The 22819-nt window shown below is 56.9% G+C and carries 21 protein-coding genes and 2 pseudogenes; 6 read left to right on the top strand and 17 right to left on the bottom strand.

Annotated elements, in window-relative coordinates; all coding sequences use genetic code 11:
• The first annotated feature begins 183 nt into the window (after positions 1-183).
• Complete coding sequence (yfbR, locus tag VSX58_RS13390) at positions 184-783, top strand: 5'-deoxynucleotidase (RefSeq protein WP_327618530.1); 600 nt, start codon at positions 184-186, stop codon at positions 781-783.
• A gap of 23 nt (positions 784-806) precedes the next feature.
• Here the strand turns inward: yfbR and VSX58_RS13395 are convergent, their stop codons facing one another.
• From VSX58_RS13395 to yfbV, 4 genes are all read right to left on the bottom strand, one after another.
• Positions 807-2639, bottom strand: coding sequence for an SLC13 family permease (locus VSX58_RS13395; RefSeq protein ID WP_327618531.1), 1833 nt, complete (start codon positions 2637-2639; stop codon positions 807-809).
• Positions 2640-2764: 125 nt separating this feature from the next.
• Positions 2765-3424, bottom strand: a complete 660-nt coding sequence (locus VSX58_RS13400) for a sugar phosphatase (RefSeq protein WP_327618532.1) — start codon at positions 3422-3424, stop codon at positions 2765-2767.
• 20 nt (positions 3425-3444) lie between these two features.
• Positions 3445-3939, bottom strand: a complete 495-nt coding sequence (locus VSX58_RS13405; protein WP_327612935.1) for a YfbU family protein — start codon at positions 3937-3939, stop codon at positions 3445-3447.
• Between the two features lie 264 nt (positions 3940-4203).
• Positions 4204-4659 carry a terminus macrodomain insulation protein YfbV gene (gene yfbV, locus VSX58_RS13410; protein WP_327618533.1) on the bottom strand — a complete coding sequence of 152 codons (456 nt, stop codon included), beginning with the start codon at positions 4657-4659 and terminating at the stop codon, positions 4204-4206.
• 568 nt (positions 4660-5227) lie between these two features.
• On the opposite strand from yfbV, the gene ackA reads away from it, so the two are divergent.
• Together ackA and pta are read left to right on the top strand one after the other, a co-directional pair.
• Positions 5228-6430: an acetate kinase gene (ackA, locus tag VSX58_RS13415; RefSeq protein WP_327612937.1), complete on the top strand. Its 1203-nt coding sequence runs from the start codon at positions 5228-5230 to the stop codon at positions 6428-6430.
• Between the two features lie 77 nt (positions 6431-6507).
• The gene (pta, locus tag VSX58_RS13420) at positions 6508-8649 is read left to right on the top strand and encodes a phosphate acetyltransferase (RefSeq protein ID WP_327618534.1); all 2142 of its coding nucleotides are present in this window, start codon (positions 6508-6510) and stop codon (positions 8647-8649) included.
• Positions 8650-8714: 65 nt separating this feature from the next.
• On the opposite strand, the pseudogene VSX58_RS13425 reads toward pta, so the two are convergent.
• Positions 8715-9122, bottom strand: a pseudogene (locus VSX58_RS13425) (LacI family DNA-binding transcriptional regulator); the annotation flags it as partial.
• Between the two features lie 59 nt (positions 9123-9181).
• On the opposite strand from VSX58_RS13425, the pseudogene VSX58_RS13430 reads away from it, so the two are divergent.
• A pseudogene (locus tag VSX58_RS13430) lies at positions 9182-9427 on the top strand (PTS transporter subunit IIC); the annotation flags it as partial.
• A gap of 20 nt (positions 9428-9447) precedes the next feature.
• On the opposite strand, the gene yfcD reads toward VSX58_RS13430, so the two are convergent.
• From yfcD to eat, 5 genes are all read right to left on the bottom strand, one after another.
• Complete coding sequence (gene yfcD / locus VSX58_RS13435) at positions 9448-10056, bottom strand: NUDIX hydrolase YfcD (protein ID WP_327618535.1); 609 nt, start codon at positions 10054-10056, stop codon at positions 9448-9450.
• Positions 10057-10135: 79 nt separating this feature from the next.
• Complete coding sequence (gene yfcE, locus VSX58_RS13440) at positions 10136-10687, bottom strand: phosphodiesterase (protein WP_327612944.1); 552 nt, start codon at positions 10685-10687, stop codon at positions 10136-10138.
• A gap of 123 nt (positions 10688-10810) precedes the next feature.
• Positions 10811-11605, bottom strand: coding sequence for an ethanolamine ammonia-lyase subunit EutC (gene eutC, locus VSX58_RS13445; RefSeq protein ID WP_327618536.1), 795 nt, complete (start codon positions 11603-11605; stop codon positions 10811-10813).
• Entirely contained in the window at positions 11602-12993 is a 1392-nt protein-coding gene (locus tag VSX58_RS13450; protein ID WP_327618537.1) for an ethanolamine ammonia-lyase subunit EutB, read from the bottom strand. The genes eutC and VSX58_RS13450 overlap by 4 nt, the downstream gene beginning before the upstream one ends.
• 158 nt (positions 12994-13151) lie before the next feature.
• Positions 13152-14537, bottom strand: a complete 1386-nt coding sequence (gene eat / locus VSX58_RS13455) for an ethanolamine permease (protein WP_327612947.1) — start codon at positions 14535-14537, stop codon at positions 13152-13154.
• A gap of 468 nt (positions 14538-15005) precedes the next feature.
• Between eat and folX the strand changes: the two genes are divergently transcribed.
• Both folX and VSX58_RS13465 read left to right on the top strand, forming a co-directional pair.
• A complete protein-coding gene (gene folX, locus VSX58_RS13460; protein ID WP_327612948.1) occupies positions 15006-15383 on the top strand; it encodes a dihydroneopterin triphosphate 2'-epimerase in 378 nt (125 codons plus the stop codon).
• 109 nt (positions 15384-15492) lie between these two features.
• The gene (locus tag VSX58_RS13465; RefSeq protein WP_327618538.1) at positions 15493-16398 is read left to right on the top strand and encodes a TIGR01777 family oxidoreductase; all 906 of its coding nucleotides are present in this window, start codon (positions 15493-15495) and stop codon (positions 16396-16398) included.
• 33 nt (positions 16399-16431) lie between these two features.
• Here VSX58_RS13465 and hisP read toward each other — a convergent pair whose 3' ends face one another.
• The 7 genes from hisP to cvpA all read right to left on the bottom strand — a co-directional run bounded on the left by hisP (position 16432) and on the right by cvpA (position 22687).
• A complete protein-coding gene (gene hisP, locus VSX58_RS13470; RefSeq protein WP_327618539.1) occupies positions 16432-17205 on the bottom strand; it encodes a histidine ABC transporter ATP-binding protein HisP in 774 nt (257 codons plus the stop codon).
• 17 nt (positions 17206-17222) lie between these two features.
• Positions 17223-17939 carry an ABC transporter permease gene (locus VSX58_RS13475; RefSeq protein ID WP_327618540.1) on the bottom strand — a complete coding sequence of 239 codons (717 nt, stop codon included), beginning with the start codon at positions 17937-17939 and terminating at the stop codon, positions 17223-17225.
• Complete coding sequence (gene hisQ, locus VSX58_RS13480; protein ID WP_327618541.1) at positions 17932-18621, bottom strand: histidine ABC transporter permease HisQ; 690 nt, start codon at positions 18619-18621, stop codon at positions 17932-17934. Before hisQ ends, VSX58_RS13475 begins: the two co-directional genes overlap by 8 nt.
• A gap of 149 nt (positions 18622-18770) precedes the next feature.
• A complete protein-coding gene (locus VSX58_RS13485; protein ID WP_327618542.1) occupies positions 18771-19550 on the bottom strand; it encodes a lysine/arginine/ornithine ABC transporter substrate-binding protein in 780 nt (259 codons plus the stop codon).
• Positions 19551-19880: 330 nt separating this feature from the next.
• A complete protein-coding gene (locus VSX58_RS13490) occupies positions 19881-20450 on the bottom strand; it encodes a UbiX family flavin prenyltransferase (protein WP_327618543.1) in 570 nt (189 codons plus the stop codon).
• A gap of 197 nt (positions 20451-20647) precedes the next feature.
• Entirely contained in the window at positions 20648-22165 is a 1518-nt protein-coding gene (purF, locus tag VSX58_RS13495) for an amidophosphoribosyltransferase (protein ID WP_327618544.1), read from the bottom strand.
• Between the two features lie 30 nt (positions 22166-22195).
• Positions 22196-22687, bottom strand: coding sequence for a colicin V production protein (cvpA, locus tag VSX58_RS13500; protein ID WP_327612956.1), 492 nt, complete (start codon positions 22685-22687; stop codon positions 22196-22198).
• Positions 22688-22819 lie beyond the last annotated feature (132 nt).

Raw genomic sequence — 22819 nt, forward strand, 5'->3', positions numbered from 1 at the left:
GCCTTAAGGCCGGAAATCGGCAGAAAACCGACGGCGAAACCCGATACGAATCCCCGCGCTTGCGTGTAAGAGACGGCTTAAGCCGACGCTACCATCCGCGCGGCGGGTTTATCGGATGGTTTGCATAATCCCCGCCAAGTGACCACAATAGATTTCCACCGTGCCGCTGTCTGAGAGATTGCTATGAATCAGAGTCACTTTTTTGCCCACCTGTCCCGCCTAAAACTCATCAGCCGCTGGCCGCTGATGCGTAACGTGCGCACGGAAAATGTATCGGAGCACAGCCTGCAGGTCGCTTTCGTCGCCCATGCGCTGGCGGTGATTAAAAACCGCAGGTTCAACGGCAACGTCAGCGCCGAACGCATCGCCCTGCTGGCGATGTATCACGACGCCAGCGAAGTCCTGACCGGGGATATGCCCACGCCCATCAAGTATTACAACGCGCAGATCGCCCATGAATACAAAAAGATCGAAAAGATAGCCCGCCAGAAACTGGTCGATATGCTGCCGGCGGAACTACAGCGGGATTTTCAGTCATTGCTGAATGAACAGCATATGAGCGAGGAAGAACGGGCGATCGTCAAACAGGCCGATGCGCTGTGCGCCTATTTGAAATGTCTGGAAGAGCTGTCGGCGGGCAACACGGAATTTACCCTGGCGAAAGCCCGGCTGGAGAAAACATTACAGCAGCGCCAAAGCCCGGAGATGGATTACTTTATGGCCGTGTTCATCCCGAGCTTTAGCCTATCGCTGGACGAAATCAGCCAGGATTCGCCGCTGTAATAATTCAATCGCGCCGCCGCGCGTCAGAAGGGATAAAGCCACGGCACCATCATCACGCTGATGGCCATCACCAGTATGGTGAACGGCACGCCGATACGCAAAAAGTCGCCAAACTGATATCCTCCCGGCGTCAGCACCAGCGTATTCACCGGCGATGATACGGGGGTCATAAATGCCGCGGAGGCCGCGATCGCCACCATCATGGCAAAAGGGTAAGGCGATACCCCCATCTGGTTCGCCGCCGCGACGGCGATAGGCGCCATCAGCACCGCCGTCGCGGTATTTGAGATAAACAGACCAATCACGGCGCACAGGATAAATAAACACACCAGCATCACATGCGGCCCGGAGCCCCCGGCGATATCCATCAGCCCGTCGACAATCAGCGTAACGCCGCCCGTTTTCTGCAATGCCAGCGCGAACGGCATCATGCCGACAATCAGTATCACGCTGGGCCAATGAATCGCACGGTAAGCGCTTTCCATATCAATGCAGCGGAATTTGCCCATTAACAAACAGGCGATCAGCGCCGCAATCGCGTTGGGAACTTCATCCGTCAGCATCATGGCGACCATCAGCGCCAGGCAGAATAAGGCATGAGGCGCCTGGCTGACGGCCGGCGCCACGTCATCCACCTCGGCAGGCAGATTAAGCAAGAGAAAGTCGTTTTTCTGCATATGCAACTGCCGAATCATCCGCCAATCGCCGATAACCAGCAAAATATCGCCCAGTTGGAGGGGTTCGTCAGCCAGGATCCCCTCCATCGCCTCGCCATTACGGCGGATCCCCACGACGGTCAGGCCATAGCGGCTGCGAAAACCGACCTCATAAAGCGTTTTTCCCAACAGTTCGGAATCAGGAATTAAAGAGACTTCCGCCATACCCACATCGCGCGCCTGCTCGGAGAAATATTCACCGCGCAGCACCATCGGCTCCAGACGCTGAGAGGCGCAAAACTCGCGCAGATCGACTTCGGAAGTCGACATATCGATCAGCAAAACGTCATTCAGGCGCAGTTCCGTATTTCCCGCCACGCTGACCATGACGCGCCGAAATTTACGCCAGCGTTCGATCCCGACGATATTCGCCCCATAGCGTTGACGCAACCGCAGATCGTCAAGCCGGTGGCCGATAAAAGGAGAACCGGGACGGATCGCCAAACGCCGCGCCCTGCCCGTCAGTTTGTAATCCCGAATCAGATCGCGGAACGTCCGCCGCTTCCAGGTCTCTTTGGCGGTTTCAGCCGTCGCGCCGCCCAGCCAGTAGCGCGCCGCCATCATATAGGCGACGCCGGCCAACAAGACGACCACGCCAATCGGCGTCACGCTGAAAAAGCCGAATCCCGTAATGCCTTCCCGCATCAGTTCGCTGCTCACCACCATGTTGGGCGGCGTGGCCACCAGCGTCATCATCCCGCTGATCAGCCCGGCAAAGCTCAGCGGCATCAAGAGCCGCGCCGGCGAGGTCTTCATGCGGGCCGAAACGCTCAGCACCACCGGAATAAAGATCGCCACCACCCCGGTCGAGCTCATAAAGGCTCCCAGCAATGCGACGGTGACCATCAGCAGCACCAGCATTTTTAATTCGCTGTTGCCGGCGGCGCGCACCAGCCAGTCGCCGACCTGATAGGCCACCCCGGTACGCACCAGGCCTTCGCCAATGATAAACAGGGCCGCGATCAGAATAACGTTGGGATCGCTGAAGCCGACCAATGCCTCGGATAGCGTCAATGTTCCGCTTAAAACAAAAGCGATAATGACCAGCAGTGCAACAACATCCATGCGTAATTTATTGGTGGTAAACAACACAATGGCGATCAGCAACAGGGATAAAACCCAGAGAAGTTCGCTATTCAAAACGGTTCCCCTGACGGAAAGAGATTTATTGAGAGATTCCACGCCTACAGAATGTCATAAAAAAACCCCGCAGACGCGAGGTTTGATCATGTTTAGCCGCTCTTTATTAGTAAGTTAGCGCGATATCACGACGGATTGACCGTGATGACCGCGCCATCGGAAGAGGCGTCTATCCTAAGCTGCTCCAGCGAGTGCAAAACCAGGTCGGCCCGATCCAGCTTTGGCGTATCCGCCGGCGCCTTGACCGCGATAACCCGGCAGCCCGCCGCCAGCCCGGATAACACCCCGGCAGGCGCATCCTCAACGACGGCGCACTCTTCCGGTTTCAGCCCCAGCCGCTGCGCGCCTAATAAATAGGCGTCCGGATTCGGTTTCCCCCGCGCCACCTGCTCCGCGGTAATGAAAACCTGCGGCATCGGCAGTTCGCCCGCCTTATGGCGCGCGCTGGCGATGGGGATCGAACCCGAAGTTACGATCGCCCAGGGAATGTTTAACTCATTCAGTCGTTCCAGCAGCGCCCTGGCGCCGGGCATGGCGACAATCCCCTGCGTATCCGTCGCCTCTATTTTTTCCAGATCGGCGAATTCCCGCTGAATGGTTTCCTCGCTCTCGCCTTTAAGGAAATGGCGCAAAGAGGTGATCGCCTGTTTGCCATGAATAAAGTCAAAAACTTCCTGTGGTTCGATACCATGAGCCTGCGCCCAAAAACGCCAGGAACGCTCCACGGCGGGTAATGAATCAACCAACGTACCATCCAAATCGAACAGAAAACCTTTACACTCCACAGAAAGCCCCTTGCAATTAATCAGGCATTAATAATTTGCGCAATCTCGACTGCGCTCAGGTGATATTGACGCGGGCAGGACTGCCAGATAGCCAACATTCTGCCATATTTATCCCACATTTTAGTTTGGGCGTTAAAACCGTGCGTCCCGGCGTCGAAATGCGGATAGCGTCCTTCCACATGCACCATAAAGCGGACGAACCCCAGATAGCGGGCTTCCGTAGCGGCGTCAAAGCCCAAAAAGGTCAGGCGGCGCTCGTCAATCCCCTGTCTGTCTTTCAAGTTCTCCCAGGAAACCTGCAGCGCATGGTGCATTTCCATAATATTGATAATCGTACGGCACACTTCTTCGCTCAAATCGCCGAATTCACGGTCCAGCTCCCGCATCTGTAAACCATAACCGCGTTCGATAATGGTTTGCAGCCGGCGATAGCGTTCCGCATTCGCCGGATCAAGCATCGTCATCATTTTATATTGATTTGAAAGGATCAATCTTTGGGCATTTGTCATTTCCATCTTGCTCTCCTGAACCTCATTCCGGTATGCCGTCAATTACAACTATTTCCTTATCTTTCAATTTGCAGGCGTATCGGCCGGCCGAAGCATGCCCGACGATTTGTCGTCCGCTTGGCGTCAAACCGCATATTGAAATCCACTGGGGGTACTCTGAAAGAAGAATCGCACACTGCGCCATTTCGAGGTAGCGCCGGCGCGCGATTTTTTGATTTGAAACAGCAGGAAAGAAAAATAGCATTCCGCCCGTCGCCTATCTGATGACATTCACAAATCGTCCAAAAACGTTTTATCAAGCTGTTTAAAAGCGCGTTTCAACACTTCCGCCAGGGTTTGATAAGTCGGCGCATCTTCCAGCGGAGCCAGCGCCAGGCCGGACTCAAGCAGCTTGTGGCGAATATCATGAAACCACTGCAATAACATGGGCGGCAGCGGCGTAACGGAACGGCGCCCCAGCCACCACAGCCCTTGCATCGGCAGGCTACAGGCAAAAAGCGCGGTGGCGATGGCCGGACCGAGCTGCCCCCCGAGGGCAATCTGCCACGTCAGGGTGAACACCGCCAGCGGAGGCATAAACCGGATGGCGAACCGCGTGGCGCGGGCCACCCGGTTCTCAGGGAAGACCGGAGCAAGGCGTTTATCCGCAGGCCAGGTTTTCATGTAATGCTGCCCGCGCTGGAGTAACTGTAGCCAACCGATTCGACCGCTAGGCTTCGTCGCCATGGTCACACCTCAACTTTACAGATAAAAAATAAAAATTTCGCACAAATCAACAACTCAGTTTGACAATGTTAAAATATATTTTGTGTTTGCCGTACGCTATCGGTATTCTAGTCCAGCCTTTTAGCCGCCTTATTTACTGATGCAGCATGGCTATACCCGTCATACTTCAAGTTGCATGCGCGTTGGCTTTGTTACTCGCTCCATCCATGGAGCTCGCCCCGTTGGGGCCGCCGCAAGCGGCGTTCAAAAACGCGTTGGCGTTTTTGTCCTGCAGCTCGAATTATTTAGGGTATATACGCAAGGATACCTTCCCTGCGAAACAAATATTGCAAACAACCGCCAGCGGTGTGATTCAGCGCGCTAGACCGCGGCCCTCTCGCAGGGTCGCTTCATGTTATTATACTGTAAATACGGTATAACATACTTGATAAAATTGGCGCTGTTACCACCGTTATATCAGGCGTATCACACCAGGGTGTGATTTTAATCATAAATGCCAATCAAGAGATAAGATACGCTATCCTCCGTTTGGCATTTTTTTAACCATATATAACAAGTAGGTACTTCCATGTCGAGTAAGTTAGTACTGGTTCTTAACTGTGGTAGTTCATCTCTGAAGTTTGCCATCATCGATGCGATTAACGGGGAGGAATACCTGTCAGGTCTGGCCGAGTGTTTCCACCTTCCCGAAGCCCGTATCAAATGGAAAATCGACGGCGGTAAACAAGAATCCGCACTGGGCGCCGGCGCTGCTCACAGCGAGGCGCTGAACTTCATCGTTAATACCATTCTTGCCCAGAAACCGGATCTGTCCGCGCAGTTGGTCGCCATTGGCCATCGTATCGTTCACGGCGGCGAAAAATTCACCCAATCCGCAATCATCAACGACGACGTGCTGCAGGGTATCAAAGACTCCGTACCTTTTGCACCGCTGCATAACCCGGCTCACCTGATCGGCATCGCCGAAGCCATGAAGTCATTCCCGCAACTGGCTGATAAAAACGTGGCGGTATTCGACACCGCGTTCCATCAGACCATGCCGGAAGAGTCCTACCTGTATGCGCTGCCGTACAAACTGTATAAAGACCACCACATTCGCCGCTATGGCGCGCACGGAACCAGCCACTACTTTGTTACCCAGCGCGCGGCCGAAGAACTGAACAAACCGGTGGAAGAGCTGAACGTCATCACCTGCCATCTGGGCAACGGCGGCTCCGTTACCGCGGTGCGCAACGGCAAATGCGTCGATACCTCCATGGGGCTGACCCCGCTGGAAGGTCTGGTAATGGGAACGCGCAGCGGGGATATCGACCCGGCGATCGTTTTCCACCTGCATGACTCCCTGGGCATGAGCGTAGAGCAGATCAACAAACTGCTGACGAAAGAGTCCGGCCTGCTGGGTCTGACGGAAGTCACCAGCGATTGCCGCTATGTGGAAGAAAACTACGCCACCAAAGAAGACGCGAAACGCGCCATGGACGTATTCTGCCACCGTCTGGCCAAATACATCGGCGCCTACTGCGCGCTGATGGAAGGCCGTCTGGATGCGATTGTCTTTACCGGCGGCATCGGTGAAAACGCCGCAATGGTGCGTGAACTGACGCTGAACAAACTGAGCCTGCTGGGCTTTGAAGTCGACCACGAACGTAACCTGGCCGCCCGCTTCGGCAACAGCGGCAATATCGCCAAAGACGGCAGCCGTCCGGCGCTGGTTATCCCAACCAACGAAGAGTTAGTTATCGCGCAAGACGCCCTCCGTCTAACCGCGTAAATAATGAATCCCAACTCCGTCAGCTTAGGCTGACGGAGTTGTTTTTGACCAACGAGCAACCGTAAAGAGGTTTAGCCGTGTCTCGAACAATCATGTTGATCCCTACGGGCACCAGCGTCGGTCTGACTAGCGTCAGCCTGGGTGTCATTCGTTCCATGGAACAAAAAGGCGTGCGCCTGAGCGTGTTCAAACCCATCGCTCAACCCCGCTCCGGCGATCAATCGCCAGACCAGACAACCGCCATTATTCGCGCCAACTCCTCCACCATCAATGCGGCCGAACCGCTGCAAATGGGCCACGTCGAATCTCTGCTGAGCGCCAATCAGCAAGATGAACTGATGGAAGAGATCATCGCCCGCTACCATGAAAACACCCAAGATGCGGAAGTCGTCCTGGTCGAAGGTCTGGTTCCAACCCGCAAACATCAGTTCGCCAACGCGCTGAACTATGAAATCGCCAAAACCTTGAATGCGGAAATCGTCTTCGTCATCGCGCTGGGCAACGACTCGCCGGCGCAATTAAAAGAGCGTATCGAACTGGCCCGCTCCAGCTTCGGCGGCAGCAAGAACAAAAATATCACCGGCGTTATCATCAACAAACTGAACGCGCCGGTGGACGAACTGGGCCGTACCCGCCCCGATCTGTCCGAAATTTTCGACGACTCCACCAAAGCCAACGTGGCGAACGTCGACCCGCGTCAGCTGTTTACCAACAGCCCGCTGCCGGTGCTGGGCGCCATTCCGTGGAATTTCGATCTGATCGCCACCCGCGCCATCGATATGGCCACCCACCTAGGGGCGAATATCATCAACGAAGGCGATATTCAGACGCGCCGCATCAAATCCGTGACGTTCTGCGCGCGCAGCATTCCTCATATGCTGGAGCATTTCCGTCCGGGTTCGCTGCTGGTGACCTCGGCCGACCGTCCTGACGTGCTGGTCGCGGCCTGCCTGGCGGCCATGAACGGCGTGGAGATCGGCGCCCTTCTGCTGACCGGCGGCTATGAAATGGACGCCAGCATCAGCAAGCTGTGCGAACGCGCGTTCCAGACCGGCCTGCCGGTCTTTATGGTTAAGACCAACACCTGGCAGACCTCGCTCAGCCTGCAAAGCTTCAGCCTTGAAGTTCCGCCGAACGACCACCAGCGAGTGGAAAAAGTGCAGGAATACGTCGCCCGCCATATCGATCCGGAGTGGATCGACTCGCTGAGCGCGGCCTCTGAAGGTTCGCGCCGCCTATCGCCGCCGGCGTTCCGTTATCAGTTAACCGAACTGGCGCGCAAAGCCGCCAAGCGCATCGTTCTGCCGGAAGGCGACGAGCCGCGTACCGTCAAGGCCGCGTCTCTCTGCGCCGAACGCGGTATCGCTCACTGCGTGCTGCTGGGCAACCCGGAAGAGATTCAGCGTGTCGCGGCCGCTCAGGGCGTAGAGCTGGGCAAAGGCATAGAGATTGTCGATCCGGAAGCGGTGCGCGAACGCTACGTTCCGCGCCTGGTCGAGCTGCGTAAGAGCAAAGGCATGACCGAGGTCGTTGCCCGTGAACAGTTGGAAGACAACGTCGTTCTCGGCACGCTGATGCTGGAGCAGGGCGAAGTCGACGGGCTGGTTTCCGGCGCGGTGCATACCACGGCGAACACTATCCGTCCGCCGCTGCAGTTGATTAAAACCGCGCCCGGCAGTTCGCTGGTCTCCTCCGTATTCTTCATGCTGCTGCCTGAACAGGTTCTGGTTTACGGCGACTGCGCCATCAACCCGGATCCGACCGCGGAGCAGCTGGCGGAAATCGCCATTCAGTCCGCGGATTCCGCGACCGCTTTCGGCATCGACCCGCGTGTCGCCATGATCTCTTACTCCACCGGCAACTCCGGCGCCGGCAGCGATGTGGAGAAAGTGCGCGAAGCGACCCGTCTGGCGCAGGAAAAACGTCCGGATCTGGTTATCGACGGTCCGCTGCAATATGACGCCGCCGTTATGGCCGACGTCGCGAAATCCAAAGCGCCGAACTCGCCGGTCGCCGGTAAAGCCACCGTGTTCATCTTCCCTGACCTGAACACCGGCAACACCACCTATAAAGCGGTACAGCGTTCAGCCAACCTGGTTTCCATCGGGCCGATGCTGCAAGGCATGCGTAAACCGGTGAACGATCTGTCCCGCGGCGCGCTGGTTGACGATATCGTTTATACCGTTGCGCTAACGGCGATTCAGGCGACCCAGCTTTAATCGCCTCTGCCGCCGCTATACCGATCCCCGCGCAAGCGGGGATTTTTTTATACCACTCCATGTGAAATAGCTTGCCAGGCGTTATCGGTAAGCGGCGAGCCGAATACCACCCGCGCATCGGGATTATTTTGCAATAGGGTGCCGAGTATGCTGGCCTCGTTCTGCTGGCTGTAATCATGGCAGCCCAATAGCAGCTGGTAATTGTTGCGATTAAGCGCCTGTCGCAGCGATTGCATAAACAGCGAACTGGCCTTATCGGCGAGAGAAGGAATCAGCACGGCGACGGTGTTGCTGTACCCCGAAGCCAACGACCCCGCGGCACGGTTTGGTATGTACCCCAGCGCCTCCACCGCCCGCTCTATTTTTTCACGCAGCCTATCCGATACCTGTTTCGGCGTTCTCAGCGCGCGTGAGACGGTCATCATGCCAACGCCGACATAGTTCTCCGCCACGCCACGGTATTTGGATGACATATAGTCCTATTGTAACCGCCGTAAAGATAGCGCATCAAAGGTCTCCGCATCATTAATGAATTACCTTTGCGGCAGGCGTCTATATCATTTCGCAGGGCGTGCGTATGCTGATTGCCGAAATCGTGCCGGCGTTTAAAGGCGTCTCCGACCGGCTGGCGCCCAATGCCAAACCGGCACTTGATTGCCCAATCGTATTTCCCTATGCGCCGAATGCGGTATTGGTCGGTTTTCTTAGCGGCTTCGCCGCGGGCATTATCGGCATGTTCGCGTTGTATCTGCTTAATATGGCGGTGATTATTCCCGGCGGCGGCGAGAGGCGGCGATCTCACTTCTCCAGTTCGATGAATCCGCTATCTTCGGCGCCGCTCTGGCCGTCGCCGCTGACGCTGTTTAGGCGCGCCAGAGGTTTGCCATAGCTTTGTTCGTTGTAACGCGTTAACCATAGCGACAGCGCTTTAAGCGAGTCAGGCGTAAATTCGTCGCAGCGCGCCGTGATCTCCTCCGGCGACAGCCAGCTTACCTCATCGATTTCCGACTCTTGCAAAGCAAACGGCCCATGAGTCACGCAGCTGAACAATCCGCCCCATACCCGGCAGTTGTCCCCTTCGTAATAAAACAAACCATGCTCGGCAAACGGCACGTCGGCGATGCCCAGCTCCTCCTCCGCCTCGCGGCGGGCGGACTCAAGCATATTCTCGCCGCTTTGCACCACGCCGCCCGCCGTTGCGTCCAGCCACCCCGGATAGAAGTCTTTGATTTCAGTCCGGCGCTGAACCAGGATTTTCCCCATACCATCATGCACGACAATATAAGTAGCCCGATGGCGCAGACACTGGGCACGCATCTGCTGACGACTCGATTGGGCGATAACCTCGTTGTTTTCATCGACAATATCAACCCACTCTGTGCCTGCTGACTGACTTTGTTCCGCCATCCTCTGAAACCCTTTAGTTAGTATGGGCGCGTTGCTACGCGCATCTGTTTTGAGTAATCGATTTCCGCTGCCCGCTAAATTAATGCCTAATGGTCACCTGCGCAATAGGCTCGCCGCCCAGCAGCGGAAGAACCTGCAAAGCGCCCTGCTCCAGCATGCCGTAACTGGCGGGATAGCCGCCTTTCGGCAGGCTGGTCGAACCAGGGTTAAAGTAATACAGCTCGCCGCGTTTCTCCGCCACCGGAATATGCGTATGGCCATAAACCAGCACATCGCCGTCATGCAGCGGCGGCGGATTGTCGGGATGATAGAGATGTCCGTGCGTCAGGAAAAGACGCTGGTGCGGCAATAGCACTTGTTGCCAAGGCGCCGTGATCGGGAAGTCAATCAACATCTGATCGACTTCGCTGTCGCAGTTGCCCCGTACCGCGATAATACGTTCCGCGTAGGCATTCAGCCGGGCGGCGACGTCGCCGGGCTGATAGCGCTCCGGCAGCGGGTTCCGGGGGCCGTGATTGAGAAAATCGCCCAGCAGAATCAGCCACCGGGCGCCGCTCTGTTCAAAGATATCCAATACCCGATCCGTGGCGGTCAACGATCCGTGTATATCTGATGCAAACATCAATTTCATCGTTTATACCTTTCTCACTTGAGGTTGCGATTGGGTATAGTTTAACAAAGTTGCGTCTCGGGTCTCACCACCAATTCCGGATAAATCCCCCTCTGCCGAGCTCCGCGCGAAGCGGAAAAACGGCTAGCGCGGCAGCAGCCAGGAAGCCGGCGGCTTAACGCGGCCGTGAAGCGCGGGGTTATCGCTCTCATCCTTAAGCTGCACGCCCGATAGCCGGCGCTGAAAGCTCTGCTCCAGCAGCCAGGCCAGCTTAAACGCCGCCAGGGGGTAATCCAATCCTTCAGGGCGGATATTGGAAATACAGTTGCGCTCAGACTCCAGCCGCCGGGTATTCGGCCCCCAGGTCATATAGACGCTGAGGCTATCCGGCGAAGAAAGCCCCGGCCGCTCGCCGATCAAAATCGCGACCGCTTTCGCCTGCAAGCACTCGCCCGCCTCGTCGCCCAGCGCCACGCGGGACTGGTGCGCCAGAACGACGGGCGCCAACGAGAGCCCTAGCTGGGAAATGTAGGGCAGCAAAGCGTTAATCAGGGGGACGGCCTGCCGGTGTACGGCTTTTGATGATAGGCCGTCGCCCACCACCAGCAGCAAATCCGCGGATTTGCCGGCCGACGCCAGCAGCAACCCCCGGCTGGCGGCGGACAGGCGGCGGCCCAAATCCGGCCGGCAAAGATATTGCTGCCGATTTTCCGCCGCGCTGTGCACGCTGAGCGTTTTCAGCCCGGCCTGCTCCAACTGGCCGGCAAGCGTTTCGCTATCGAATGCCTGGTGAACCGCATCGCGCGCCTGAGCGTGCGCCATGCCGAATTTCAGCAGTTCGCTGGTCGGCATACTGGCGCCGGAGCGCCCCAAAGCGATGCGCGCGGCGGTATACTCGCGCAGCGCTTCCCAGGGATTAGCGTGGATCACCTTGCTCATGCGCTTTTCTCCAGATAGGGTTGATGCTGCAATAACGGGTGCTGGCTGCCGGTATCGCGCAGCCGGCCTCGCGCGTCGATAATGCGCATTTTCTCCAGCCAGGCGCCGAATTCCGGCGCATGCTTCAGCCCCAACAGCTCGCGAATATATAGCGCGTCGTGGAAAGAGGTGCTCTGGTAGTTGAGCATAATATCGTCGGCGCCCGGCACGCCCATCAGGAAAGTCAGTCCGGCATTGGCCAGCAACGTCAACAGCGTATCCATATCATCCTGATCGGCCTCGGCGTGGTTGGTGTAACACACGTCACACCCCAGCGGAACCCCCAACAGCTTGCCGCAGAAATGGTCCTCCAGGCCGGCGCGGATAATCTGTTTGCCGTCATACAGGTATTCAGGACCGATAAAGCCCACCACCGTATTCACCAGCAGCGGAGAAAAGCGCCGGGCCACCGCGTAGGCGCGCGCCTCGCAGGTTTGCTGGTCGACGCCGTGATGCGCATTGGCGGATAGGCTGCTGCCCTGCCCGGTTTCAAAATACATCACGTTATCGCCCAGCGTACCGCGTTTCAGGCTCAACGCCGCCTGATGCGCTTCCTCCAGCGTCGCCAGGTTAAAGCCAAAGCTGGCGTTGGTGGCTTCGGTTCCCGCAATCGACTGGAACACCAGATCGACGGGAGCCCCTCTCTCCATCAGTTGCAGGGTGTTGGTGACATGCGTCAGTACGCAGGACTGGGTCGGAATGTCGAAACGGCCGATCACGTCATCCAGCATATAATTCAGCTTCTCCAGCAGCGGCAGGCTGTCGCTGGCGGGGTTGATGCCGACCACCGCATCGCCGCTGCCGTACAACAGACCGTCCAGCATGCTGGCGGCGATGCCTTTCAAATCGTCAGTCGGATGATTAGGCTGTAGGCGCACACTAATGTGGCCCGGCAGGCCGATGGTGTTGCGAAATTTTGTCGTTACCCGGCATTTTTTGGCCGCCAGGATCAGATCCTGGTTGCGCATGATTTTACTGACCGCCGCCGCCATTTCTGGCGTGACGCCCGGCGCGGCCCGCGCCAGCAGCGCGCTATCCGTGCTTTCGCTTAACAGCCAGTTGCGGAAATCGCCCACCGTCAGATGGGAGATAAGACTGAATGCTTCCCGGTTATGGCTATCGATAATCAGCCGCGTCACCTCGTCCCGCTCATAGGGAATTAACGCCTGCTGCAAAAAAACGCTCAGCGGCAGGTCGGCCAGAGCCATACGCGCAGCCATACGCTCCTCCGCGCTTTCCGCCGCCACGCCGGCCAGCATATCGCCGGAACGCGCGGGGGACGCCTTCGCCATCAGCTCGCGCAAATCATGGAAACGGTAACTGCGGTGACTCAGCGTAGTCTGATACATGCTTTCGCCTCATTCATACTCGGCACGGCCCGCCATCGGGATAACGAGCCGCTTTTATTCGACATTCACCGCTTATTGATAACGGCTGAACGGAGGATGGCGATCCCGCCGAAACAGCCGGCACGTCAATATCGCGGCAACCAGTGAGCGCCCGGCGCTTACTTGGATGTGCTCAGTTGCGGATCAAACTCGGCCGAATCGCGCGCGCCGCTGGTCAAACGGAACCATCCGTAGCCTATCAGCATCATGACGGCAAAAATCATCGCCAATAGCGTGTTGTAATAAACCATAGCAGCCAGGCAGATTACCGCCATCACCAGCGCAAAAGCCGGGGCGATCGGATACCAGGGCGCGCGGAACGGGCGATTCAGATTCGGCTCGCTGCGGCGCAGTTTGAAGAGTGAAGCCATGGAGGTGATGTACATTACAATCGCGCCGAATACCGACATGGTAACGATGTTGGCGGTCAGCGGCTGTCCGCCGATGGTTATCAGCGAATCGGAGAAAATGGCGGCGATGCCGACCACCCCGCCGGCCAGAATCGCCCGATGAGGCGTGCGAAAACGCCTATGAATCCGCGCCAGCGGCTTGGGCAGATATCCGGCGCGCGCCAGCGCGAAGATCTGACGCGAATACCCCATGATGATGCCGTGGAACGAGGCGATCAGCCCAAACAGGCCGAGCCATACCAGCATATGCAGCCAGCCGCTGTTGTGGCCGACGATCAGCTTCATGGCCTGAGGCAGCGGGTCGTTGATGTTCGACAGCTGGCGCCAGTCGCCCACGCCGCCGGCGAACAGCATCACCCCAACGGCCAGCAGGGTTAACGTCAGGATGCCGCAGATAAACGCGCGCGGAATGGTGCGCCGGGGATCCTTCGCTTCCTCCGCCGCCATCGCCGCCCCCTCGATCGCCAGGAAGAACCAGATGGCGAACGGGATCGCGGCAAAAATACCGGAGATCGCCAGCGTACTGAATTCATCAGAGCCCGCCCAGCCCAAACGGGTGAAATTGCCCCAATCGAAACCGGGCGCCACCACGCCCATAAACACCAGCAGTTCAAAAATCGCCAACAGCGTCACCAGCAGTTCAAAGGTCGCGGCGATGCCGACGCCAAGAATATTGAGGCCCATAAAGATCAGGTAGGCGCCGACGGCGATCCACTTGGGATCCAGCGATGGAAACTGAACGTTCAGATAGGCGCCGATAGCCATCGAAATAGCCGGTGGAGCAAACACGAATTCAATCAGCGTCGCAAACCCGGCGATAAAGCCCCCGGTGGGACCAAAAGCGCGGTAAGCATAGGCAAAGGGTCCGCCGGCATGGGGGATTGATGTGGTCAATTCAGTAAAGCTGAAGATAAACGCGCAATACATGGCGGCGATCGCCAGCGCGGTAATCAAAAAGCCCAGCGTGCCGGCCTGCGCCCAACCGTAGCTCCAGCCGAAATATTCCCCCGAGATCACCAGACCGACGGCGATTCCCCATAGATGAAAGCTGCCGAGGGTGCGTTTTAACCCCGACTCCGTCTTATTATTTTCCATAATTACCAGCCCCTGGTTTCAATAAAGTATGCAGGGCGTTGCAAAGGCCGTACCAAAAATCAGGATATTGAAATAGCAGAAAGATCTGGCCTAAGAAAGTCCGCTATCGCCGGACGCGCACCGCGCCGAAGCATCGGGTTCCATCATGATGCATTTAATGCGTAATTTGAGAGCATGCACTGCGCTGGGGCATTCGTCCGCCGGAATACCCCGACGCCGGGTAACGATCCATGCCTGTCGCCGACGATACAGCGCGGGTTTATGCCGGCAACCGCCACGGCGCAGACCGGCGGGGAAAATCGCTTGCCCCGCGGCAACGGCGCGGTGGTAAAGCGGGGCTGGGGTAAGGCAAAATAGATAAATCTCGCTATTCTGACGTAGTAAAGCGAACCCGAGGCGCAGCGGCGGCGGCGTATGCGCCTCCGCGACACCCTCACCACGGTAATTGCAAATAAAAAGGGGCGATAAATGCCACACCGTAATACTGATGCCATTATTCGGATAAAAAACCTGCGACTGCGTACCTTCGTTGGGATTAAGGAGGAGGAGATCAACAACAGGCAGGATATCGTCATCAACGTCGAGATCCACTACCCGGCGGAAAAGTCACGCGCCAGCGAGGATATCAATGACGCATTGAATTACCGCACCATCACCAAGAATATTATCCGCCACGTGGAAGAGCACCGCTTTGCCCTGCTGGAAAAATTAACGCAGGATGTGCTTGATATCGCCAGCAATCATGACTGGATCACCTATGCTGAAGTTGAGGTGGACAAATTGTTCGCCCTGCGGTACGCCGACTCCGTATCCATAAGCATGCGCTACTATAAAGGGCTGCGTTAGCCTGTCGGGCGCCGGGAATCGGTAAAACCGGGGTGATGTCCCCAGCGCTTTCAATACGCTGCGAACGAAGAAACCGCGATAAAAATGCAGGTAATAAGCGAGGCCAGAGATGCGATTATTAATTACCGGCGGCACCGGCCTTATCGGGCGCCATTTGATTCAACGATTACTGATACTTTCCCACGATATTACCGTCCTGACCCGCCATCCTGAACGCGCCCGAACGCTGCTGGGCGACGGGGTGGCGTATTGGTCCGCGCTGGACGATAAAACCTCGCTGAACGATTTCGACAGCGTAATTAATCTGGCGGGCGAGCCTATCGCCGACAAGCGCTGGACGGCCGCGCAGAAACAGCGCCTGTGCCAGAGCCGTTGGAAAATTACCGAACGGCTCGCCACACTGATCAACGCCAGCAGCGAACCGCCCGCGGTTTTTATTTCGGGCTCCGCGGTGGGCTACTACGGCGATCAGGGGGCGGCGCTGGTCACCGAAGATGAGACGCCGGCCAACGAGTTCACGCACTATTTGTGCGCGCGCTGGGAAGCGCTGGCGCAGTCCGCCGAAAGCGATAAAACCCGCGTCTGCCTGTTGCGCACCGGCATTGTGCTTTCCGACCAGGGCGGCGCGCTGGCGAAAATGCTGCCGCTGTTTCGTTTAGGGCTGGGGGGGCCGATCGGCTCCGGTAAACAGTACATGCCGTGGATTCATCTCGACGATATGGTGAACGGGATTATTTATCTGCTGGATACCCCGGTTCTCAGCGGGCCGTTTAATATGGTGTCGCCTTACCCGGTACGCAACGAACAGTTTTCCGCCATGCTGGCGGAGGTGCTGCATCGCCCCGGTTTCCTCCGCGCGCCGGTATTCGCCATCAAACTGCTGATGGGAGAAGCCGCGACGCTGGTGCTCGGCGGGCAGCGCGCTATTCCGACCCGGCTGGAAGCCGCCGGTTTCGGCTTTCGCTTCTTCGAGCTGAAAGAAGCGCTGGAAGACGTAACCGGGAGATCCCGCTGACGCGCCGCCGGCCGGGCGGCGGCCCCCATGAAATTATTTCAAAGAACCGGAGAGAAACTGCTGCAGACGAGCGCTCTTCGGGTTGCCGAACAGCTCTCCCGGCGGCCCCTCTTCTTCAATGACCCCTTGATGCAGAAAAATCACGTGGCTGGAAACATGGCGCGCGAACTCCATCTCATGCGTCACCACAACCATGGTTTTCCCCTCCTCCGCCAGTTGCTGCATAATACGCAGCACCTCGCCCACCAGCTCGGGATCCAGCGCGGACGTCGGCTCATCAAACAGCAGCACTTCCGGCTCCATCGCCAGGGCGCGCGCAATCGAGACGCGCTGCTGCTGGCCGCCGGAGAGGTTGGCCGGGTATTTATCCTGCGCGTCGCCGGTGATGCCCACCTTATTCAGATAAAATATCGCACGTTCGCGCGCCTGCGCTTTGCTGAGCCCCAGCACCTGAACCGGCGCCTCCATGACGTTTTCCCGCGCCGTCATAAAGCTCCATAGATTGAAATGCTGAAATACCATCGTCAGACGCGTGCGCAGCAGCCGCAGCTGCTGTTTATCGAAAACCTTTAACTGACCATCGCTATCGCGCACCATGCGGATCTCCTGGTCGTTGACGTAGATGGCTCCCTCGCAGGGTTTTTCCAGAAAATTAATACAGCGCAGCAGCGTACTCTTGCCCGACCCGGACGAGCCGATAATCGAAATCACGTCTCCGGCCCGCGCCCGCAGCGAAATCCCCTGCAAAACCTCGTGCTGGCCATAACGTTTACGCAGTTCCGTCACCATCAGCTTATTATTCGACATAGCTATTATTCCTGCGTTTAGTTGGATGAACCGGGGGAGAGGTGGCGCAGCCAGCGCCGCTCCGCTTTTCTGAACAGCCCGATTAGCGCAAAGGAGATCGTCAGATAGATCAGCGCGGCGATGCCAAAGGCGTAAAACGGCTGATAGGTCGACGCATTGATATCGCGGGCGATTTTCAGAATGTCCGGTACGGTGACGGTAAAGGCCAGCGTCGTGGAATGCAGCATCAGAATCACTTCATTGCTGTAGGCCGGCAGCGCAATGCGCAGAGCGCCCGGCAGAATAATGCAGCGATACTGTTTAAAGCGGGAGAAGCCGTAGGCCCGGGCGGCCTCAATTTCACCGTAAGGCAGCGCGCGAATCGCGCCGGCGAAAATTTCCGTGGTATAGGCGCAGGTATTCAGCGCCAGCGCCAGCACGGCGCAATTCAAGCCGCTGCGGAAAAACGCGTTCAGCAGATCGGTTCCCCGCACGATTTCCAGGCTGTAAACGCCGGAGTAGAAAACCAGTAGCTGCACATAGAGCGGCGTGCCGCGAAAGACGTAGGTAAACGCCCAAACCGGCAGGCTGAAGCGGCGCCGGGGCGAGACGCGGGCCACCGCCAGCGGCAGCGCCAGCGCGCCGCCGATCGTCACGGAGGCGATCAGCAGCCACAGCGTCATCGCCAGGCCGGTCAGACGGTAGCCGTCGCTCCACAGCAGCGGCTGCCAATATTGTTGCAGGATCTCACTCATAATTGATTTTTTTTACTCCTGCGGAATAGCGTTTTTCCAGCCACCACAAAACCCCGTTGGAGACGGTGGTGAAGATCAGATACATCCCCCCGGCGACCAGCGCGAAATAGAAGGGTTCGCGCGCCCCTTTGCCCGCCAGCTGCGTGGCCTTAATCACATCATTCAGGCCGAGCAACGACACTAACGCCGTCGCTTTCAAGATGACCTGCCAGTTATTGCCGATGCCGGGTAAGGCAAAGCGCATCATTGCGGGAAACATAATCCGGCGGAACACTTTCATCGGCGTAAAACCGAAAGCGACGGCGGCCTCAATCTGGCCGCGGGATACCGCCAGATAGGCGCCGCGAAAGGTTTCGGTAAAATAGGCGCCGTAGATAAAGCCCAGCGTGATGATGCCCGCGGTCAGCGGATCGATATCGATTTGCCTGAAGCCCAGCGCCTCGGTCACATTATTGAGCGTGATTTGCAGGCCATAAAAAATCAGCAGCATCAGCACCAGATCGGGTACGCCGCGAATCAGCGTGGTATAGCAGGAAAAACCGCCGGACAATAATCGATTGGCGGACAGCTTCGCGCCGGCCCCAATCAAGCCGATGATCAACGCCAGAATCAGCGAACTCACCGCCAGCTCCAGCGTCATCGCCGCGCCATCCAGAATCAATTGGGAATAGCCGTAGAACATCGCTTATTTCCGCTTAAAGTGGAACAGAGGTTAATCGCCAATCGGCACGCTTCGGCGCCTATTTTCACCGCGCTTGCCGCGCCAGCGGCTGCCCAAACCGCGCCAAACGGCGGGGAGCAAGATGGTGCGCTCCCCGCCGGAATAGGCGGTTAGCCGCCGTAGACGTCGAAATCGAAATATTTCTTCGCCAGGGAGTCATAGGTGCCGTCGGCGCGCATGGCGGCGAATGCCTTATCCAGCGCGGCCTTCAGCGCCGTATCCTCTTTACGCAACCCCATACCGGTGCCTACGCCGAAATACTTATCGTCTTTCACCGACGCCCCGGCGAATTCGTAGTCTTTGCCCACATCCAGCTTCAGAAAGCCTTCGCTGCCCGCGACTTCATCCTGGAATGCGGCGTCGATACGGCCGGCGCTCAAATCGTCATAAACCAGATCCTGGTTCTGGTAGGCGACGATATCAACGCCCTTCGGCTGCCAGTATGCATTGGCGTAGGACTCTTGCGTGGTGCCCTGCAGCACCCCGACGCGTTTGCCGGCCAGGGATGCCAGCGTCGGCTGAATGCCGGAGCCCTTCTTCGCAATCAGACGCGCGTTGGCCGCGTAAAGTTTGTCGGTAAAGGCGATCTCCTGCTGGCGCTTTTCGGTGATGGAGAGCGAAGAGATAATGGCGTCGATTTTTTTCGCTTTCAGCGACGGGATGAGCGCATCGAAATCGCTTTCGACAAAGGTACAGTTAGCCGCAATACGTTTGCATAACTCTTTCGCCAGATCGATATCAAACCCGACCAGCTCGCCGCCGGCGTTTTTAGATTCAAACGGCGCATAGGTGGGATCGGTGCCCAGCTTAAGATTTTTGGGAATATCGGCCATGGCGCTTCCTGCGGCCAAAATCAGTGCGAGCGGCAAAGCTTTTATCAGTTTTTTCATATCGCTACCTTTACCAATGAGTGATTGAAGGTCAAAGATCGTTCGTCGACGGCCAAATCCTTGCAGTTTTCATGCCACAATAAGAAATCCGCATTAACCAAAGGGTATAACGCCGACGGCGGCAGAGAAACATAACTAATTGATAATTAAAATATTAGAGCATTTACTTCGGAAAAAGGGCAAAAAGCGGCGCGTAAACCAATAAAGGGAGTCGCTGGCTGGCGCCATAAAGGAGCAACGGCGGAATGGAATAGTGCAATGGCATAAAAAAGCCCCAAAAAGGGGCGAAAGGCGTTGCCTGGGCGTCACGGCGCGTAACACGCCCGGCGTTTACGCGCCCTGCCAGCGCGTGAAAAGATCTGCGGGCAGCCTGATATCAAACTGATCGAGAACGCGATTTACCGTTTGATCGACGATATCCTCTACGCTTTGCGGACGGTGATAGAAAGCAGGTGCCGGAGGCATAATAACCGCGCCCAACTCCACCACCGCGGTCATCATACGCAAATGCCCCAGATGAAGCGGCGTTTCACGCACGCAGAGCACCAGGGGGCGGCGCTCTTTCAGCACCACGTCGGCGGCGCGCGTCAGCAGATTGTCGCTGTAGCTGTGGGCAATCCCCGACAGGGTTTTGATCGAACAGGGTAAAATCGCCATGCCGTCGGTTCTAAACGAGCCGGAGGAGATGCTGGCGGCGATATCGCGAATGTCATGCGCCACATCAGCCAGCGCCTGAACGTCGCGTAGGCTGAAATCCGTTTCCAAGGCCAGCGTCTGCCGCGCCGCCTGACTGATAATCAGATGAGTTTCCACCTCGTCAATCGCCTGCAAAACCTGTAACAGGCGAACGCCATAAATCACCCCGCTGGCGCCGGAAATACCTACAATAAGTCGCTTCATCAATAGTGCCTCTGACCGCTCGCGCCAGATGGTTAACGCGGATGCATAATTTACACGGATCGTCTATCTGCGCAGACTTTGCCGCATTGATTACCGATAAGCAAGAATAAGAAAAGGGAGAACGCATCACCGTTCTCCCTTTTGCTTCAATCATCTCTCAGCGCGGCATCGCGGGCGGACAGCTGAAGATTCAGCGCTTAGCCTTCGTTATGCAGTTCCAGATCTTCCACTTCATTCTGGCTACGCAGCGCTTTCGCATCGTCGTTGCGCAGCACTTCCAGGTAGTCCAGATAGCGCTGATCGACGTCTTTGGTCACGTAAACGCCGTTGAATACCGAACATTCAAACTGGGTGATATCCGGGTTATCTTCGCGCGCGGCGGCGATCAGATCGTCCAGATCCTGGAAGATAAGCGCGTCCGCGCCGATAAGCTGACAGATCTCATCCACTTCGCGCCCGTGGGCGATCAGCTCATTCGCGCTCGGCATATCGATGCCATACACGTTGGGAAAACGAATTTCCGGCGCGGCCGAAGCCAGATAGACGCGTTTCGCCCCCGCCTCGCGCGCCATTTCGACGATCTGCTCGGACGTGGTGCCGCGCACGATGGAGTCATCGACCAGCAGAACGTTTTTATCGCGGAACTCGGCGCGGTTGGCGTTCAGCTTGCGGCGTACCGATTTACGGCGCGCCTGCTGTCCCGGCATGATAAAGGTACGGCCTACGTAGCGGTTTTTCACGAATCCCTGACGATACGGCTTGTTGATGATACGCGCGATCTCCAGCGCGATATCGCAAGAGGTCTCGGGGATGGGGATCACCACGTCGATATCCAGATCTTCCCATTGACGGGCGATCTTCTCGCCTAACTTCTGCCCCATGCGCACCCGGGCGCTGTAAACGGAAATTTTATCGATGAACGAATCGGGACGGGCAAAGTAAACGTATTCGAACAGGCAAGGATTGCTTTTCGGGTTCTCGGCGCACTGGCAGGTAAACAGCTGCCCTTTTTCCGTGATGTAAATCGCCTCTCCCGGCGCGACATCACGCAGGAATTCAAAGCCCAGCGTATCCAGCGCGACGCTTTCCGACGCCACCATATATTCGCTGCGGCCGTCTTCCAGATCGCGTTTACCGATAACCAGCGGCCGAATGCCGTTTGGATCGCGGAAAGCCACCATGCCGTGGCCGATAATCATGCTTACGCAGGCATAGGCGCCGCGAATCTGCTGATGCGTCGCCGCCACCGCAGCAAAAATATTATCGGCTTCCAGCGGATAGTGCTGGAAACGGTCCAGCTCTCTGGCGAAAATATTCAGCAGTATTTCAGAATCCGACGTGGTGTTCACATGACGGCGACCCTGCTCAAACAGCTTTTTACGCAGTTCGTGCGCGTTGGTCAGGTTGCCGTTATGCGCCAGCGTGATGCCGAACGGCGAGTTAACGTAGAAAGGCTGCGCTTCCGAAGCGCTGGAGCTGCCCGCGGTGGGATAGCGCACGTGCCCGATGCCCATGTTGCCCTGTAGGCGTTGCATGTGCCGCGCTTCAAACACATCCTTCACCAGGCCGTTGGCCTTGCGCAGGCGAAAACAATTTAAGGCATCGATGGTGATGATGCCCGCGGCATCCTGCCCACGGTGCTGCAACACCGTTAACGCGTCATAAATCGACTGGTTGACCGGCGTAAAACCGGCGATACCGACAATACCGCACATGGTGTCTTTTCCTCATCAGCGCTGCCGCGGCTATAGATGCTGCGGCAAGAAACTTGACGTGCTTTGCAGGTAGTCAAAAAACCACCTGATAATGTAACTGAACTGCGGAATTAACTGGGACTGTTTCCAGTCAGCACTCTGTGAAAAACCGGTGAAGGTATCCAGAAAGAATAGCAGCGCAGAAACGATCAGCACACCGCGCAACGCACCGAAACAAATGCCCAATACGCGGTCGGTGCCAGAGAGTCCGGTGCGTTCAACCAGCGAACCGATCGCATAGTTGACGATAGCACCCACAATCAATGTCGCAATAAACAGAATGGCGATGGCAATGCCATTACGTACCAGTTCGTCATCAAAACGGGTGAAATACACCGCGAGGTAAACATAGTAGTGACTGGCGATAAAAAATGCACATCCCCAGGTTACCAGCGACAACGCTTCACGTACGAACCCCCGGATCAGGCTAACCAACGCCGAGAATCCGATGATGCCAATAATGACGTAATCAACCCAAATCATGAGTCATCCTAATAATGAACGATGTCAACCGTCAGGTCGCCACGTCATCCTGTTCGCGGCGCATTCTAACAGAAAAAGAAAACGTTTGCGTAGCGTATTTCCGCCGATTTGATTAATCGGAAATCAAACAAA

The sequence above is a fragment of the Brenneria populi genome (assembly GCF_036016195.1).
Taxonomy (GTDB): domain Bacteria; phylum Pseudomonadota; class Gammaproteobacteria; order Enterobacterales; family Enterobacteriaceae; genus Brenneria; species Brenneria populi.